The organism is Flavobacterium frigoritolerans (assembly GCF_025847275.1).
Taxonomy (GTDB): Bacteria; Bacteroidota; Bacteroidia; order Flavobacteriales; family Flavobacteriaceae; genus Flavobacterium; species Flavobacterium frigoritolerans.
Map to the genome: position 1 here is coordinate 50,144 of NZ_JAOZEV010000016.1, position 13,688 is coordinate 63,831.

Annotated in this window: 15 protein-coding genes and 1 riboswitch; of the genes, 3 read left to right on the top strand and 12 right to left on the bottom strand. The window is 34.0% G+C overall.

Going from position 1 to position 13,688, the window contains the following annotated elements:
• Positions 1-60 precede the first annotated feature (60 nt).
• Both aat and OIU80_RS17160 read left to right on the top strand, forming a co-directional pair.
• Entirely contained in the window at positions 61-702 is a 642-nt protein-coding gene (gene aat, locus OIU80_RS17155) for a leucyl/phenylalanyl-tRNA--protein transferase (RefSeq protein ID WP_264288210.1), read from the top strand.
• The gene (locus OIU80_RS17160; RefSeq protein WP_264288211.1) at positions 702-1,496 is read left to right on the top strand and encodes an MOSC domain-containing protein; all 795 of its coding nucleotides are present in this window, start codon (positions 702-704) and stop codon (positions 1,494-1,496) included. Before aat ends, OIU80_RS17160 begins: the two co-directional genes overlap by 1 nt.
• Here OIU80_RS17160 and OIU80_RS17165 read toward each other — a convergent pair.
• The 11 genes from OIU80_RS17165 to OIU80_RS17215 all read right to left on the bottom strand — a co-directional run bounded on the left by OIU80_RS17165 (position 1,493) and on the right by OIU80_RS17215 (position 10,659).
• On the bottom strand, positions 1,493-2,203 hold the full coding sequence (locus OIU80_RS17165) for a HesA/MoeB/ThiF family protein (RefSeq protein WP_264288212.1): 711 nt from the start codon (positions 2,201-2,203) through the stop codon (positions 1,493-1,495). The two genes, OIU80_RS17160 and OIU80_RS17165, sit on opposite strands and share 4 nt — an antisense overlap.
• Positions 2,204-2,292: 89 nt before the next feature.
• The gene (thiH, locus tag OIU80_RS17170) at positions 2,293-3,414 is read right to left on the bottom strand and encodes a 2-iminoacetate synthase ThiH (protein WP_264288213.1); all 1,122 of its coding nucleotides are present in this window, start codon (positions 3,412-3,414) and stop codon (positions 2,293-2,295) included.
• Positions 3,415-3,562: 148 nt separating this feature from the next.
• Complete coding sequence (locus OIU80_RS17175) at positions 3,563-4,339, bottom strand: thiazole synthase (RefSeq protein WP_264288214.1); 777 nt, start codon at positions 4,337-4,339, stop codon at positions 3,563-3,565.
• The gene (locus tag OIU80_RS17180; RefSeq protein ID WP_264288215.1) at positions 4,320-4,958 is read right to left on the bottom strand and encodes a thiamine phosphate synthase; all 639 of its coding nucleotides are present in this window, start codon (positions 4,956-4,958) and stop codon (positions 4,320-4,322) included. The genes OIU80_RS17175 and OIU80_RS17180 overlap by 20 nt, the downstream gene beginning before the upstream one ends.
• Positions 4,948-5,703, bottom strand: a complete 756-nt coding sequence (locus OIU80_RS17185) for a hydroxymethylpyrimidine/phosphomethylpyrimidine kinase (RefSeq protein WP_264288216.1) — start codon at positions 5,701-5,703, stop codon at positions 4,948-4,950. The genes OIU80_RS17180 and OIU80_RS17185 overlap by 11 nt, the downstream gene beginning before the upstream one ends.
• Entirely contained in the window at positions 5,670-6,266 is a 597-nt protein-coding gene (locus OIU80_RS17190) for a thiamine phosphate synthase (RefSeq protein ID WP_264288217.1), read from the bottom strand. The genes OIU80_RS17185 and OIU80_RS17190 overlap by 34 nt, the downstream gene beginning before the upstream one ends.
• Positions 6,267-6,322: 56 nt before the next feature.
• Positions 6,323-8,146 carry a phosphomethylpyrimidine synthase ThiC gene (gene thiC / locus OIU80_RS17195; RefSeq protein ID WP_264288218.1) on the bottom strand — a complete coding sequence of 608 codons (1,824 nt, stop codon included), beginning with the start codon at positions 8,144-8,146 and terminating at the stop codon, positions 6,323-6,325.
• A gap of 131 nt (positions 8,147-8,277) precedes the next feature.
• On the bottom strand, positions 8,278-8,484 hold the full coding sequence (gene thiS, locus OIU80_RS17200; RefSeq protein ID WP_039117505.1) for a sulfur carrier protein ThiS: 207 nt from the start codon (positions 8,482-8,484) through the stop codon (positions 8,278-8,280).
• Between the two features lie 65 nt (positions 8,485-8,549).
• Positions 8,550-8,647: riboswitch (TPP riboswitch) on the bottom strand.
• 121 nt (positions 8,648-8,768) lie between these two features.
• Positions 8,769-9,338, bottom strand: coding sequence for a DNA-3-methyladenine glycosylase I (locus tag OIU80_RS17205; protein WP_264288219.1), 570 nt, complete (start codon positions 9,336-9,338; stop codon positions 8,769-8,771).
• Positions 9,338-9,982, bottom strand: coding sequence for a hypothetical protein (locus OIU80_RS17210; RefSeq protein WP_264288220.1), 645 nt, complete (start codon positions 9,980-9,982; stop codon positions 9,338-9,340). The genes OIU80_RS17205 and OIU80_RS17210 overlap by 1 nt, the downstream gene beginning before the upstream one ends.
• Positions 9,979-10,659, bottom strand: coding sequence for a queuosine precursor transporter (locus OIU80_RS17215; RefSeq protein WP_264288221.1), 681 nt, complete (start codon positions 10,657-10,659; stop codon positions 9,979-9,981). The genes OIU80_RS17210 and OIU80_RS17215 overlap by 4 nt, the downstream gene beginning before the upstream one ends.
• A gap of 167 nt (positions 10,660-10,826) precedes the next feature.
• Between OIU80_RS17215 and OIU80_RS17220 the strand changes: the two genes are divergently transcribed.
• Positions 10,827-12,956: a M3 family metallopeptidase gene (locus OIU80_RS17220; protein WP_264288222.1), complete on the top strand. Its 2,130-nt coding sequence runs from the start codon at positions 10,827-10,829 to the stop codon at positions 12,954-12,956.
• Between the two features lie 159 nt (positions 12,957-13,115).
• Here OIU80_RS17220 and OIU80_RS17225 read toward each other — a convergent pair whose 3' ends face one another.
• Positions 13,116-13,679, bottom strand: a complete 564-nt coding sequence (locus OIU80_RS17225) for a hypothetical protein (RefSeq protein WP_264288223.1) — start codon at positions 13,677-13,679, stop codon at positions 13,116-13,118.
• Positions 13,680-13,688: the final 9 nt, after the last annotated feature.

The window sequence follows — 13,688 nt, forward strand, 5'->3', positions numbered from 1 at the left end:
TTTATAATAAACAAACCCGGCAATTTTTTAAATTTGTCGGGTTTTATATTTTACTTAAAGATGTATCATTTATCTGAAGTTTTATTTTTTCCACCAGTTTCAGAAGCTAATTATGATGGGGTTTTGGCAATTGGAGGTGATTTATCTACTGAGCGCCTACAATTAGCTTACCGTAGCGGAATTTTTCCTTGGTTTAATGAAGGAGAACCTATAATTTGGTGGTCGCCTAATCCTAGAATGGTTTTGTTTTTGGATGAATTAATTGTATCCAAAAGTATGCGCAATATTCTTAATCGAAATAGTTTCAAAGTTACTTTCAATCAGAATTTTAGAGATGTAATTTCGAATTGCCAGAAGATAAAACGAGATGGTCAAAACGGAACCTGGATTTCTAATAACATGATAGAATCCTATTGTAAACTTCATGAGAAGGGTTTTGTAAAATCGGTTGAGGTATGGGAAAATGATGAATTGGTAGGCGGTTTATATGGTGTAGATTTGGGACATGTTTTTTGTGGAGAAAGTATGTTTTCTAAGGTGTCTAATGCATCTAAAGTTGCTTTTATAGCTTTAGTAACTCAATTAAAAAAAGAGAATTATAAACTATTAGATTGTCAGGTTTATAATCCACATTTGGAAAGTTTAGGGTGCCGAGAAATCGATCGTGAAGAATTTATGTCTATTTTAGAAAAGAAGAAGTAATGAGCGCAATTTATGTTGTAAAAGAAATTTATATTTATCCGATAAAAAGTTTAGCAGGAATTAGTTACCAAAATGCTTTTGCAGAAGAAATGGGATTCGAACATGATCGAAGATGGATGTTAGTTGATGGGGATAATAAATTTATAACACAAAGAGAACATCGAATTTTAAGTCAGTTTTATCCACAAATTTCAGATGGGAAAATCAACATTACTTTTCAGGATTATAAGCATGAATTTTCTATTGAAGAACATTTAGATAATCCGATAGGAGTAAATGTCTGGGATGATAAAAGCGAAGTTGTTGAGGTAAATAAGTTGACTTCAAATTGGTTTAGTGAACAATTAGGTTTTGAATGTAAACTGGTTAAAATCATAAAATCGGGAGATCGTAAACATGAAAGTTCCCAACTAAAAGAAACCTTCAATGTTAGCCTTGCCGATGGTTATCCGTACTTAATGATAGGAAGCGAAAGTTTAGATTTTCTAAATGAAAAATTAGCAGATAAAATCACCATTTTAAGATTTCGCCCAAATATTGTAATAAGCACTCAGACTCCTCATGAAGAAGATGATTTTACGACTTTTAAAATTGGAGAAGTACAATTTAAAAACGTAAAACCATGTGGAAGGTGCATTATGGTTAATAATGATCCTGAAAATGGTAAATTAAAAAAAGAACCTCTAAAAACCTTAAGTAAATATAGGGTTGTTAATAATTCCGTTTTATTCGGAACCAATATTGTTAGTTTAAATTCAGGAGTTATTAGCGTTGGTAATACTATAGTTTTCTAGAAATTCAGTTTGGTGAAATTCCAGTTTATCGTATCAAAAAGTACTAATTCATTATTTAATGCAGGTAAATCCAGAATTAGCTTTAATGTTTCGTGCGCCATCATAGTACCAATTATTCCGGGTAATGTTCCTAGAACGCCATTGAGGTTACAATTAGGTACATCTTTTGGATCGGGCATTTCAGGGAATAAATCACGTAAATTTTTACTGCCATTACGGTTAAATACTGCTACTTGTCCTTCAAAATTCAGAATACTTCCGTAAACCAATGTTTTGTTTAAATTCACGCAAGTATCATTAACTAAATATCTGGTTTTAAAATTATCAGAACCATCTACAACAAAATCAAAATTCTGGATAATTTTAGATGCATTTTTGGGAGTTAATTTTTCATCAAAAGGAATAACGGTAATTAGTGGATTTAGTTTTTCGACTACAGTTTGGGCAGTTGGAGTTTTGGCTTGACCAACAGAATCTTTAGTATATAAAATTTGGCGATGCAGGTTGTGAATTTCTATTATATCAAAATCTACAATGCCAATTGTACCTACTCCGGCGGTTGCTAGATATTGCAAAATTGGACAGCCTAAACCTCCAGCACCGATAACCAACACTTTTGCTTGTTTTATTTTTTCTTGACCGATATCACCAATTTCTGGCAACATCATTTGGCGGTTATAACGTAAAAAATCTTGTATAATACTCATTGAATTTTGGTTTTAAAGTCGGAAAGCCATAATGTCAAAAGTTAAAAGCAAACTATGAGGTAAAGTTTAAGGCTTTAAGACTTTCGACTTTAAGACATTTGACTATATGTTCGATCCCAATCTTTCCAAACAGGTTCGTAGCCGCAATCAGTAATAATCTTTGCTATTTCTTGGGCGGAGCGTTCATCGCTAATCTCAAATTGTTCCAATGATTGTGGGTCAACGACATATCCACCAGGGTTTGTTTTCGAGCCTGCACTCATGCTTGTTGTTCCAATTGGAATGATATTATTTCTAAATTTTTCATTTTCACGGGTGGATATCGAGATCTCTAAATCTTCATTCCATAATCGGTACGCACAAATAAGTTGTGTTAAGTCTTTATCATCCATAATAAAATTAGGTTCGATGATTCCTTCGGCGGGACGCAATCGGGGAAAAGAAACCGAATATTTAGTTTGCCAATATTTTTTTTGAAGATAATCGATATGCAAAGCATTAAAAAAGCTATCAGTGCGCCAATCTTCTAAGCCTAACAAAACACCCAATCCGATTTTATGAATACCCGCAGTTCCAATTCTGTCAGGAGTTTCTAATCTAAAATCAAAATTTGATTTTTTGCCTTTAGTATGGTACTTTTTATACACTTCCTGATGATAGGTTTCCTGATATACTAAAACAGAATATACGCCAGCTTCATGTAAGCGTTCGTATTCTTCAGTAGAAAGAGGCTGAACTTCAACAGAAATAATCGAAAAATGTTCTCTTATTTGAGCAATCGCATTCAGGAAATAATTAATGTTGACGGTATAATTAGCTTCGCCAGTTACTAATAAAACATGGTCAAATCCAACTTTTTTTAGAGCTTCAACTTCCAGTTTAATCTCTGGGTCAGAAAGTGTTTTTCGTTTTAGCTTGTTATCTAAGCTAAAGCCACAATACGTACAAATATTTTGGCATTCGTTACTTAGATAAAGCGGTGCATACATTTGGATTGTTTTTCCAAAACGTTTCTTGGTTAATTCATGGCATTCTTGTGCCATTTGCTCTAAATAAGGCAAAGCTGCTGGCGAAATTAAAGCCAGGAAATCATCGAGATTACGTTTGTTTTTAGTCAAGGCACGTTCTACATCCTGAGGGGAGGTTTGGTATATTTTGGATTGGATGGCATTCCAGTCGTATTGATTAAAAACAGATTTGAATGTGTTCATTTGGAGTGATTTTTACAGCAAAGAGTTTTTTTAACCGCAAAGGGCGCAAAGTTTTACGCAAAGGCCACAAAGTTTCACAGCCTTGCGACTAAGAGACAAAGCTTAGCTAACTTTGCGTAAAACTTTGCGCCCTTTGCGGTTAAGGTGATTAATCATATAAAAAAGAAGTCAATGGACTCGAAGCTACTGCTTGATGATATTGTTTTCCTAGTTTAGCCTCATAAGCCTTTCGACCAGCAATTACAGCTTCTCTAAAAGCCTCAGCCATTAATTCTGGATTTCCTGCTACAGCGATTGCGGTATTAACCAAAACGGCATCAGCACCTAGTTCCATTGCTTTTGCCGCGTCTGATGGGGCTCCGATTCCGGCATCGATAATAACAGGAACATTGCTTTGTTCTATTATAATGGCTAAGAAATCTATTGTTTTTAATCCTTTATTACTACCAATAGGAGAGCCCAGAGGCATTACGGCTGCTGTTCCGACATCTTCAAGGCGTTTGCATAAAACAGGATCAGCGTGAATATAGGGTAGGATAATAAAGCCTAGTTTGGCTAATTCTTCAGTGGCTTTTAAAGTTTCGATAGCATCTGGCATTAAATATTTTGGATCAGGATGAATTTCGAGTTTTAGCCAATTGGTTTCTAATGCTTCACGTGCTAATTGCGCTGCAAATATGGCTTCTTTTGCATTTCTGGCACCCGATGTATTTGGTAACAAATTAATCCTCGGATGTTTTAAGTGGGATAAAATAGCATCCGTTTCAGTTTCTAAATCAATACGCTTTAAGGCAACCGTAACCAATTCACTTCTCGAAGCCAAAATGGCTTTTTCCATTTCCAGATTTGAGCCAAATTTCCCTGTTCCCAAAAACAAACGGGATTCAAGTAATTTATCGCCTATTTTAAATAATGACGTTTGCATATAATTTTTCGTTAAGTTGAGTAATGAGTTTTCCTTTTTCGGGACTTTTGGTAATTATTCCAGAAACAGCAATACCGTGAATTCCAGTTTCTATTAATTGGTCAACGTTTTCTAATGTGATTCCGCCAATAGCATAAATAGGAATTTCGAGATTGTGGTTTTTTATTTTTTGCATAATCTCATGATATCCTTCTAAACCTAAAATCGGACTTAATTTCTCTTTGGTTGTTGTAAACTGAAACGGGCCAAGACCAATATAATCGCAACCATTTTTTATATGAGTTGTAATATCTTCGAATGTATTAGCAGTTGCTCCAATGATTTTAGTATTTCCTAATATAGCTCGAGCGTCATCTATTTTTGTGTCTGAAAGCCCCAAATGAACTCCATCGGCAGCAATTTGCTGTGCTAGATATACATTATCATTGATGATAAAATTAGCGAGATATTCTTCGCATAAAAACTTTACAGCTTCTGCTAAAGCGAAAGAATTCTTCGATGTTTGGTTTTTAAAACGCATTTGTACCCAATCACAACCATTATCTAATGCTTGATGAATATTGTACAATTGTGCCTCGATTGAGTTTCCTTGAGAGATGTATTGTAGTTTATTGTACATAATGATATCCGATTAAGGTTGAAGATGAATTCAAGTATTTTTCGATATAATTTTTGGCATTTATACAGGCTGATTTTAAATCTTGACCCAAAGCCAAATTAGCAGTAATAGCTGATGATAATACGCAACCCGAGCCATGTTTTGCATAACATTTGGTAGTATTTGGCGGAAGCATGAAAATTTCATTTTGGCTATATAAATGATCAGTTCCGATGGCTTTGGTATTATGTCCGCCTTTTAATAAAATAGCCGTTTGGATTTGTTTGTTTAATAGGCTTTGGTTAAAATCGAAGTCAGGAAATAGTTTTTTTATTTCATTATAATTTGGTGTAATCAAATCAATTTTAGATAGTATCTCGCTTAAATCGGATTTGTTTTCGACTGTAATAAAATCAAATTCGGTGCTAGATTTTAAAACCGTATCCCAGACTATTTGAGTTTTAGAAGAAAGTTCTTTTATATTAAAAATAATTTCCTTTAAATAAAGTAGAGAAGGAACAATACCGATTTTCACCACCTTTATATCATAATTTCCGAATAGTGTTTTTATAGATTGTAATACAAAATCAAGTGATGTCCATTCTATCTCAAAAAAATCTTTTTCTGTCTGAATAGTGTTTCCGGTATTTATGGCAAGTCCATACACTTGATGTTGCTCAAAAGTTTTGCAATCTGCCAAAACACCAGCCCCACCAGAAGGATCAAAACCAGCTATTGTAAGTACGAAAGGACGATTTCTTGACATGATTTAAAATTTTTAATTGTGTTTTCGGTATTCCAAATAGTTCCTAGCAAAGCAATATTGTCAAAGCCAGCTGTCAGCGTTTTTTCTATATTTTCAGCATTAATTCCTCCCAAAGCAATTAGTTTGGTAGCTGTATTAGTTCTGTTCTTTATCGCTTCTAATAAATCTGTTTCTGGGAAATAGTTTTCTTTAGAAATACTTGGATAAACTGGACTCAAAAAAGCATATTCAAATTCAGGAGCTAATGCATTAAAATCGGTAATTGAATGTGTTGACGTTGATAAGTGAATATCTCTGTTTTTATATTTTTCTAAATTGTATTTTTTTCTTTTTTCTTCGGTAAAATGAATTCGGTTGATTTTGAAATTTTCTATCAATTCATGATGACTATGTAATACTAATTGTTGTCGGAATTCAGGATTTATTTGGGCTATAAACGAAATCATTTCTTTAATTGAATAATCAGGTTTCCGTACATGAAACAATTGTAATCCTTCCTCAAAAAGAGAATGGATTACATTGATTTCATTTGCTATTATTGTCGGATTTGATAGTACTATCATAATCTTTCTTCGATGCTCTATTTCTTATTTTTTTCTTTTGCTTTTTTCTTCTGAAATTAAATATAAATCTCTTTTCCTTGCTCAATAAACTCTTCTGATTTCTCTTGCATTCCTTTTTCGGCTGCAGCCACGTCGCGTATTTCCTGAGATATTTTCATAGAACAGAATTTTGGTCCACACATAGAGCAGAAATGAGCAATTTTTGCACCCTCGGCAGGAAGGGTTTCATCGTGAAATTCTCTTGCGGTGTCTGGATCTAATGATAAATTAAATTGATCTTCCCAGCGGAATTCAAAACGGGCTTTGCTTAATGCATTGTCACGATATTGTGCTCCCGGATGGCCTTTGGCTAAATCGGCAGCATGCGCTGAGATTTTATAAGTGATAACACCATCTTTTACATCTTTTTTGTTTGGTAAACCAAGATGTTCTTTCGGTGTAACATAGCATAACATTGCGCAACCATACCAACCAATCATTGCAGCTCCAATGGCCGAAGTAATGTGGTCGTAACCTGGTGCGATATCTGTAGTTAATGGTCCTAGAGTGTAAAAAGGAGCTTCGTTACAATGTTCTAATTGTTTATCCATGTTTTCTTTAATCATGTGCATTGGTACGTGACCTGGACCTTCTATAAATACCTGAACATCATGTTTCCAAGCAATTTTAGCTAATTCGCCCAACGTTTCTAATTCGGCAAATTGTGCTGCATCATTGGCATCGGCTATAGAACCTGGACGAAGGCCATCTCCTAAAGAAAATGCTACATCATACTGTTTCATGATTTCGCAAATTTCTTCGAAATGGGTATATAAGAAGTTTTCTTTATGATGAAATAAACACCACTTTGCCATTATAGATCCACCTCGAGATACAATTCCTGTAACACGTTCGGCGGTAAGATGAATGTAACGTAATAAAACACCTGCGTGAATAGTAAAATAAGAAACTCCCTGCTCGGCTTGTTCAATAAGTGTATCACGGAAAACTTCCCAAGTTAAATCTTCGGCGATTCCTTTTACTTTCTCTAAAGCTTGATAAATGGGAACTGTTCCAATAGGTACAGGCGAATTACGAATAATCCATTCTCTAGTTTCGTGAATGTTTTTTCCTGTCGATAAGTCCATTATAGTATCGGCTCCCCAGCGACAAGCCCAAACAGCTTTTTCAACTTCTTCTTCAATGGTCGATGTTACGGCACTGTTGCCAATATTAGCATTTATTTTCACCAAGAAATTACGTCCTACAATCATAGGTTCGCTTTCGGGATGGTTTATATTGTTTGGAATAATGGCACGACCAATGGCTACTTCGCTTCGTACAAATTCAGGAGTTATTTTGCTTTTTGGAGTATTGGCACCAAAACTATGTCCAGCGTGTTGGCATTGCATGGCTTTGGTTTGTTCATTTAGTAACTCAATACGTTGGTTTTCGCGAATGGCAATATATTCCATTTCGGGAGTAATTATTCCCTGTTTAGCGTAATAAAGCTGTGTTACGTTTGTGCCTTTTTTAGCGCGTTTTGGTTGATGTAAATATTCGAAACGTAAGTGATTTAAGTTCTCATCGTTTAATCTCATTTGTCCGTAATCGGAACTAATTTCGTCTAAAATTTCTACATCATTTCGACCCAAAATCCATTCTTCTCTTAAGCGAGGTAATCCTTTACGGATGTCAATTTCAATATTTGGATCGGTGTAAGGCCCCGATGTGTCGTAAATAGTTACAGAAGGATTTTTTTCGATACCGCCATTAGAAAGTCTGGTGGCGCTGAGTGTTACCTCGCGCATAGCTACTTTTATTGGATGTATTTCTCCGTTTATGTATATTTTATTGGAGTTTGGAAAAGGAGTTCTGGATATTTTTTCTTCGTTAGTCATTGGAAAAAGTTTAAAGTTTCAGGTTTCAAGTTTTGACTTTGATTGTGAAATGTTAGATGTATGTTGTGAGATATGAAATGGGTTTGTAGAAGCGCACTGCAGTGCGTTTTCAGTTCATTGGTAGACACAATTTATCCTCCCTGAGTAGCAGAAATAATTAGGATTTCGTCGGTTTCGTTTAGGATATGAGTATTCCAGATGGGTTTTGGAATAACGGTGTTGTTTATGGCAACAGCAATGCCATTTTGTTTGTTGGGAATTTCGAGGTCGAGCAATGCCTGAACGCTAAGAGATTCAGCATTGAATTGTTTAGTTTGTTGGTTGATTTTTAGTTCCATTCCTTCAGAATTTAGTATATAGTTATACTTTAGGAATGGCTACAATTACGCATAAAAATGCGCACGGAAGTCATCTTACTTTTCCCTACGCTAGTATTAACTAGATCAGGTTCAGAGGGTAAAATCTCAGCCTACTTTATTGTAGACACCCCTAAAGTGTGAAGCAAATATATGTATTTTTTGTTTGGAAGTTTAAAAAAGTTTCAAGTTTCAGGTTTCAAGATGTGAAAAGAATTAAAAACTATGATTAAATTCAGGCTAAAAACAGAGACTGTGACTGCAAACTATTTTTTTCTCGTCCAGCAATCTTCGATATGATCATTGACCATTCCTGTGGCTTGCATTTGGGCGTAAATAACGGTTGAGCCCACAAATTTAAAACCTCTTTTTTTTAAATCTTTACTAATAATATCCGAAAGCGGAGTAGTAGCAGGAACGTCTTTTAGAGTTTTCGGGTTATTGATGATGGGTTTTCCATCAGTAAATTTCCAGATATAATCGGAAAAACTTCCAAACTCTTCTTGAATTTTTATAAATGCCTGAGCATTGGTAACTGCCGAACGTATTTTTAATTTGTTGCGTATTATTCCTGTATCCTGTAATAATGATTCTATTTTATCTTCAGGATATTGTGCTATTTTTTTGTAATCGAAATTGTCAAAAGCTGCTCTAAAATTTTCTCTTTTGTTTAATATCGTTATCCAACTTAATCCTGCCTGAAAGGTTTCGAGAGTTAAAAACTCGAATAATGAGGCATCATCATAAACAGGAACGCCCCATTCTTCGTCATGGTATTTTTTATATAAATCACTTGCTGAACACCAGCCACATCGTATAGGTTCTTGTGTTGTCATTATTTTCCAATTTTCCAATGGTAGCCTTTTACTGAAGGAATATAGGCCGAGGTTCCAATGATGATTAAGTCGTTATAAATTCTTTTATTGTATTTTATTCCAATAGCTTTTCCAGAAGTGTACATTTTGTTTGCTTCAAATTTAATCTTCACTCGAGCATCAGCAAATTTAGCATCCGAAATTTTCTCGACAAACCAAGTAGAATTCCATTTGATATCAATTTCATCTTCAGCAGTTTTTGTAATGCTTTTTATTAATTTAACTCCTTCTTTCGGGATGTTGTGGTCTTCGATTAATTCTTTTTGGGTTAGTGTTTCCCCTGTTTTACATACAGATAGTAATTTTTTAAAATAGGTAAAGCCTTTAAGTTTTTCGTTTTCTAGGTTTTCTATTCTAATGCTGTCTTTTGATACAGTTGTTTCTTCTGTAACTATTTTGTTGTTTTTTATTGTGCTTGGAGTGAATATTGTTTTTGTAATAGAATCTTTAGCCGAAGTTATGGTTTCTATTGTGCTTTTCGAAATGTCTTTTATTTTTTCGGTAACAGTTGTTGTTGACTCTAATAATTGATCTCTATCATTTTTGTTACAACTTATCAAGGAGCATAAAATTAAAATCAATAAAATGGTTTTGTAATTTTTCATGCGGTATGATTGTCTTTTTTTTCTTTGGGATTATCTTCTTCCAAATATTTTTTAATTAAATGATGTCCAACATAAATTAACGGAGTTAATACTATTGCCAAAGAAAGCTTGAATGTATAACCAGTTAAAGCGGATGAGATAAAGGTATCGAAATCTATTTTACCCGGTAGCCAAAAAGCAATTCCTAAAACAATGAAAGAATCAAATAATTGAGAAATTACAGTAGAACCAGTTGTTCTAAGCCAAATTTTCTTTTCTCCTGTTCTTTTTTTGAAAAACCAAAAAATCCAAACGTCTATTAACTGAGATACCATAAATGCAATAAGGCTACCTATAATAATCCACATACTTTGCCCGAAAACAGCTTGAAACTGTTCGTCGTTTACTGGACTTATACCTTTTGCAGCAGGTATTACGATTGCCATAAATAATATAAGAAAGGCATAAGCTATCAAACAGGCGGTTATAAAAGAAAGTTTTTTAACTCCTTTCTCTCCAAAATATTCATTAATCAAATCGGTTGTTAAAAAAACAATTGGCCAAGGAAGAATTCCGATGCTCATTACAAATGGACCAATTTGGATTAATTTCCCTCCAATTAACTCTGCCACAACAGCATTGGTAATAAAAATTCCGGCAAGGACAACAAAAACAATTTCTTTCTTGGTTTTAAACATAGACAAATTTTAATATGCCAAATTTAATATATTATTTGGAGTATTTATTTTTATAAAAAACATTGTGAAGATGTATTTAAGAAGTGGCTTTTTTTCAGTGTATTCTGTTCTAATTAATGGCTATATTTGGGAATTGCATTTATTTTATAAAATATTAAATAACGTACATGAAAAAAATTGTCACTATTCTAATTATGGCTACTTCTTTAACTACTCTTCAAGCGCAAACAAATTCACAAAATCCATTATTGCAAAAATGGACTGGTCCGTATGGAGGTGTACCAGCTTTTACGGAATATAAAATTGCCGATTTTAAGCCAGCTTTTGATGTTGCTATCAAACAAAAAAGCGATGAGATTGATGCTATTTCAAATAATCCAAAGCCTGCAACTTTTGATAATACAATCGCCGAATTAGAACGTTCGGGTAAAAAGTTGTCGAGAATTATGACGGTTTATGGAATTTATTCGTCGAATATTAGTACTCCAGAATTTGCATTGATAGAAAAAGATATTGAGCCTTTGCTTGCTGCACAATCTACCAAGTTCTATCAAAACAGAAATTTGTTTGTTAGAATCGAAAAGCTATATAATTCTCCAGATAAAAAGAAATTAACTAGTGAGCAACAAAGACTTATTTGGGTTTATTATACGGAGTTTAATAAGCAAGGAGCTAATTTAAGCGATGCTGATAAAGCAAAAGTTGGTGAAATTAATAAACAATTATCAATGTTGTTTTCTAAGTTTAGTCAAAATTTATTGGCGGAAGAAAATGACCAATATGTGGTATTAACAACTGAAGCTGATTTTGATGGTTTGCCTGATGGAATAAAAAAAGCCGCTATGGCTCAAGCCAAAGAAAGAAAGCTTTCGGCTATAGGTTGTATTGCTAATACGCGATCTTTTGTAGAGCCATTTTTAACTTTTTCGACTAATAGAGAGTTAAGAGAGAAAGTTTGGAGAATGTTTGTAAACAGAGGAGATAACGGAGACGAACATGACAACAAATCAACTTTGGTCGAAATACTAAAGCTTCGTGCTGCAAAAGCAAAACTATTGGGTTATCCTACTTTTGCACATTGGAATTTAACTAACAGAATGGCTAAAACTCCAGAAAGAGCGATGGCTTTAATGGAAGCTGTTTGGGAGCCTGCAGTAAACCAAGTTCACAAAGATGTTGCAGATATGCAGAAGATTGTTGTTGTCGAAGGAGGGAAGTTTCAGATTGAACCTTGGGATTATCGTTATTATGCTGAAAAAGTTAGAAAAGCAAAATACGATTTAGATCAAAATGTGGTCAAAGAATATCTTCAGCTTGAAAAATTACGTGAAGGAATGTTTTGGGTTGCTGGTGAATTATTTGATTTAAAATTTAAACAAATAACAGATGTTCCTGTATATCATCCAGATGTTAGAGTTTGGGAAGTGTCTAATATAAAGACTGGAAAAGTGGTAGGTTTATGGTATTTTGATCCATATGCACGTAAAGGAAAACGTTCTGGAGCTTGGATGAATGCGTATAGAAAACAACAAAAACTAGATGGTGATGTTCTTACGATAGTTTCTAATAACAGTAATTTTATCAAAGGAAATGATAATGAACCAATTTTAATATCATGGACAGATGCAACTACCTTGTTTCATGAATTTGGACATGCATTACATGGTTTATGTTCAGATGTTACCTATCCTACATTATCAGGAACTGCTGTTGCAAGAGATTATGTTGAGTTCCCATCACAAATCTTAGAGCGTTGGTTAGAAACTCCTGAGGTGTTGAATAAATTTGCTTTAAATTATAAAACAGGAAAACCTATTCCTAAAGATTTGGTTGAGCGTATTGCAAAAGCAGCAACATTTAATGAAGGATTTTCTACTGTTGAGACAATTTCAAGTTCTCTTATCGATATGAAATTACATTTAGCAGGAGATTCGGTTATAGATCCTACAGTTTTTGAAAAAGAAACATTGGCTAAGCTTAATATGCCTAAAGAAATTGTGATGCGTCATCGTATTCCTCAATTTGGACATATTTTTTCTAGTGATGGTTATGCGAGCGGATATTACAGTTATTTATGGGCAGATGTAATCAGTGCCGATGCTTATGAAGCATTTACTGAAGCAAAAGGGCCTTATGATAAAGAGGTTGGCAAAAGACTGCACGATAAGATATTTAGTGTTGGTAATACAACAGATCAGGAAGAAGCTTATAAATCTTTTAGAGGACACAACCCAGAGATTAATGCTTTAATGAAAGCGAGAGGTTTTGAGGTTCCAGTAATAAAATCAAAGAAATAGTTGTTATAAAAATGGCACTTATATAGTCGGAAGATTTTTCTTCCGACTATTTTTATTTATCAAGTTGGGTCTTACTTGGTAATAGTATACAGATATAAAATTAAAGCAGCTCTATTATGGAGCTGCTTTTGTATATTCTAGATTAAGATCTTAATTTACTTAGTGTCCCCAAGGTCTTTCAGGCACTGGAATTTCTTTGCTTAAATCAAAACTAACTTGAAAATGATTTGGAGAATTAGCTTTCCTCAAATTGTAAGTATATTGATTTCCATCTACTGTTACCCACCAAACATTAGCTGAAGCTGCTGGAATTAAATCTGTAGTTTCCTGATCGGCAGGGAAAAATTGAATTTGTGATGCTCCTGTATTTGTTGTAGTCCCTCCGTATTGTGTGATTTTATCTTCAGATCCGTCTTTTAAACGATGATCGTGTTTTAATTGAATTCCTACTTTTGTTTTGGTAAATACCCAAGTTCGGGAATGGTCATCTCCTACATAAAAAGGAATCTTGATTTCTGAATCGGAACAACTCATTACATACATTGATAGTTTTTTATCAGCAAAATCTTTAGGTGCTGGTTCCGTATTTAGCTTGCCTGAGTAAGCTTTGCCACAATGTGCTTGTAATTGCTTCCAAAATTCATCTTGAGCATTTTTATTTTGTGCAAAAACAGAACCCATTGCAAAAAACAGAACGAGTAAAAAATAATTGATTCTTATCATTTTATTTTA

What these genes read in the sequence shown, in the direction of transcription:
- aat (WP_264288210.1), top strand. Translation starts at nt 61, where the DNA reads ATGTATCATTTATCTGAAGTTTTATTTTTTCCACCAGTTTCAGAAGCT.
- OIU80_RS17160 (WP_264288211.1), top strand. Translation starts at nt 702, where the DNA reads ATGAGCGCAATTTATGTTGTAAAAGAAATTTATATTTATCCGATAAAA.
- OIU80_RS17165 (WP_264288212.1), bottom strand. Translation starts at nt 2,203, where the DNA reads ATGAGTATTATACAAGATTTTTTACGTTATAACCGCCAAATGATGTTG.
- thiH (WP_264288213.1), bottom strand. Translation starts at nt 3,414, where the DNA reads ATGAACACATTCAAATCTGTTTTTAATCAATACGACTGGAATGCCATC.
- OIU80_RS17175 (WP_264288214.1), bottom strand. Translation starts at nt 4,339, where the DNA reads ATGCAAACGTCATTATTTAAAATAGGCGATAAATTACTTGAATCCCGT.
- OIU80_RS17180 (WP_264288215.1), bottom strand. Translation starts at nt 4,958, where the DNA reads ATGTACAATAAACTACAATACATCTCTCAAGGAAACTCAATCGAGGCA.
- OIU80_RS17185 (WP_264288216.1), bottom strand. Translation starts at nt 5,703, where the DNA reads ATGTCAAGAAATCGTCCTTTCGTACTTACAATAGCTGGTTTTGATCCT.
- OIU80_RS17190 (WP_264288217.1), bottom strand. Translation starts at nt 6,266, where the DNA reads ATGATAGTACTATCAAATCCGACAATAATAGCAAATGAAATCAATGTA.
- thiC (WP_264288218.1), bottom strand. Translation starts at nt 8,146, where the DNA reads ATGACTAACGAAGAAAAAATATCCAGAACTCCTTTTCCAAACTCCAAT.
- thiS (WP_039117505.1), bottom strand. Translation starts at nt 8,484, where the DNA reads ATGGAACTAAAAATCAACCAACAAACTAAACAATTCAATGCTGAATCT.
- OIU80_RS17205 (WP_264288219.1), bottom strand. Translation starts at nt 9,338, where the DNA reads ATGACAACACAAGAACCTATACGATGTGGCTGGTGTTCAGCAAGTGAT.
- OIU80_RS17210 (WP_264288220.1), bottom strand. Translation starts at nt 9,982, where the DNA reads ATGAAAAATTACAAAACCATTTTATTGATTTTAATTTTATGCTCCTTG.
- OIU80_RS17215 (WP_264288221.1), bottom strand. Translation starts at nt 10,659, where the DNA reads ATGTTTAAAACCAAGAAAGAAATTGTTTTTGTTGTCCTTGCCGGAATT.
- OIU80_RS17220 (WP_264288222.1), top strand. Translation starts at nt 10,827, where the DNA reads ATGAAAAAAATTGTCACTATTCTAATTATGGCTACTTCTTTAACTACT.
- OIU80_RS17225 (WP_264288223.1), bottom strand. Translation starts at nt 13,679, where the DNA reads ATGATAAGAATCAATTATTTTTTACTCGTTCTGTTTTTTGCAATGGGT.